Source organism: Bradyrhizobium sp. (assembly GCF_049581145.1).
GTDB lineage: Bacteria > Pseudomonadota > Alphaproteobacteria > Rhizobiales > Xanthobacteraceae > Bradyrhizobium.
The window spans coordinates 1-2,055 of the sequence record NZ_JBAURI010000403.1; the positions used below are offsets into that span (position 1 = coordinate 1).

Here is a 2,055-nt window from a genome sequence, read left to right on the forward strand (position 1 = left end):
GATCAAGGAAAAGCATTTTCTCTTCCTGGTCCGGCACACGCCGTTCTTCGCACTGCGGGTGATGCGCGTTCTCGCCTTACGGCTGAGGGCTCAGAACAGGGCCGTCTGATCGGCGCGGCCCGCCCGGAGGATCATCCTGCCAGACGGCGCCGGCGTCTGCGCGCGTCCCGCCAAAGAGAAAGGGCCCCGTATCGGGGCCCTCGGTTTGACGTCTCGCCGCGCGGGGCGGGCGCTGAAGCCACGCCTTCCGCTAGAGGACGATTGTAATCGCCTCCCTGCCCTTCGGCGTCTCGACGACGCGCATCGAGACCGCCTGGCCCTCGGCGAGGCTGGAAACGCCCGCGGCGCCGAGAATCGAGCTGTGCACGAACACGTCCTTGCCAAAGTCGTCGCTGGCGACAAACCCGAAGCCCCGCGTGCCATCAAACCATTTAACCTTTCCGGTCAAATCGATCGCGGTCGACGCGTCAGGGGGCGGGCGTCGCGGCGGCCGCTCCGGGCGTTCGACGACGCTCGTGGCGTCGACCTCGATCACCCGCACCACCTGCGCGCCCCGGGAGCCAGACCGAACGACGGCGCGAAGCTTGGCGCCCGAGGGCAGCGTTTCGCGTCCGATCTGGCGCAAGGTCTTGAGATGCACGAATGCGTCGCCTTGGCCGCCCTTCAACTCGACAAAGCCATAGCCCTTGTCGGCGTTGAACCATTTCACGGTCGCGTCGACCGTCAGCCCACTCGCCAACGGATCGGCGTCCACAGCGGGCGCACCGAAAACACTGGTTGCATCCCCGTGTGTCCGCGCCAAGCTCTCCGAACCTGATGACGCGGCCGCTTCCAATGTGGTCTCGCCGTCTTCGAATGCGCTCCTGGCAGGGGTCCGCAATTGATGAACACTACCCATCGCTCCAATCCTCCGTGACCACCGCTGGCCGAAAACGCTAGCCGATCGAGAACCGTCGCCATCCATACAGAGCCTGTGATGACCGACGCTGCCGCTCGATCCAGTCTCATGCCGATGGCCACGTCCACGTTCTGGATGCGCTCCCTCCGAGGGCCCGGACGGCCCACCGCCGTCCTAAACCACCAATTTTAGGACAGTGCTGTCCCGGCGGCAGTGAGCCGCGTCACAGCGCGGACGCGAGCTGCGGTGTATGATCGCGGGGGGCGGGATAAAAAACAGTTCTAACAGCGATGGCGGGGGCGCCCACATGTCGCCGCTGGTTCGCCCAGCAGAGCGCCTGACGGGTTCTTATGCGCCCACGGCGGCGCGCTACTCTTTCACGCCACGCGCGCCATCGAAAGCGCGCGCAATCCGCGCTGGACCCTCGGCAGGGTGACCATCGCCGCCGCGCCCTCGCCCGCCCTCGACTGGAGCCGCAGCGTTCCGCGATGCAATTCGACCAGCGAATTGGCGATCGCCAGGCCGAGCCCCGATCCCTTCATGCCGTTGGCCATGACGACGTCGCCCTGCTCAAAAGGTCGGCCCAGGCGCGCAACGTCCTTGGCGGCTATGCCGGGGCCATTGTCCTCGACGATGAAATGGACCTGCTCGCCGATCGCAGCGGCGCCGATTGTCACTTCGCCGCCCTCGGGTGCAAATTTCACCGCATTGCGCATGAGCGTGGTGAGGATCCGCTCGACCGCCAGCGGGTCTGCTTCGACCGTCACTTCCGGGTCGACCTCGATCCTGACCGCGATGCGCTTCTCGCGCGCCGTCGGCGCGATGTCGAGCACCGCCCGGCTCACCGCCTGCTCGGCGCGGAAGCGGGCGTAACACAAGCGTTCGCGGCCAGCCTCGAGCCGCGCCATGTCCAGAATGTCGGTGACCACATGCAAGAGATACTCACCGCCGGCGAGAATGTGGTCGCAATAGTCGCGGTACTTCTGCGACCCCAGCGGTCCAAACGTCTGGCTTCCCATCAGCTGCGAGAAACCAATGATGGCGTTGAGTGGCGTGCGCAGCTCGTGGCTCATGTTGGCGAGGAATTCCGCCTTGGCGCGGTTGGCGGCCTCGGCCCGCGATTTCTCCTCGTGATAGCGCTCGGCGAGGTCGGCGAG

General features: G+C 66.0%; 2 protein-coding genes. Both read right to left on the reverse strand.

Going from position 1 to position 2,055, the window contains the following annotated elements; all coding sequences use genetic code 11:
* Nucleotides 1–250: 250 nt before the first annotated feature.
* Nucleotides 251–898 carry a cold-shock protein gene (locus tag WCB02_RS13015; protein WP_423958635.1) on the reverse strand — a complete coding sequence of 216 codons (648 nt, stop codon included), beginning with the start codon at nucleotides 896–898 and terminating at the stop codon, nucleotides 251–253.
* A 377-nt stretch (nucleotides 899–1,275) separates the two neighbouring features.
* On the reverse strand, nucleotides 1,276–2,055 hold a 780-nt coding region (locus tag WCB02_RS13020), incomplete at its 5' end, for a sensor histidine kinase (protein ID WP_423958636.1).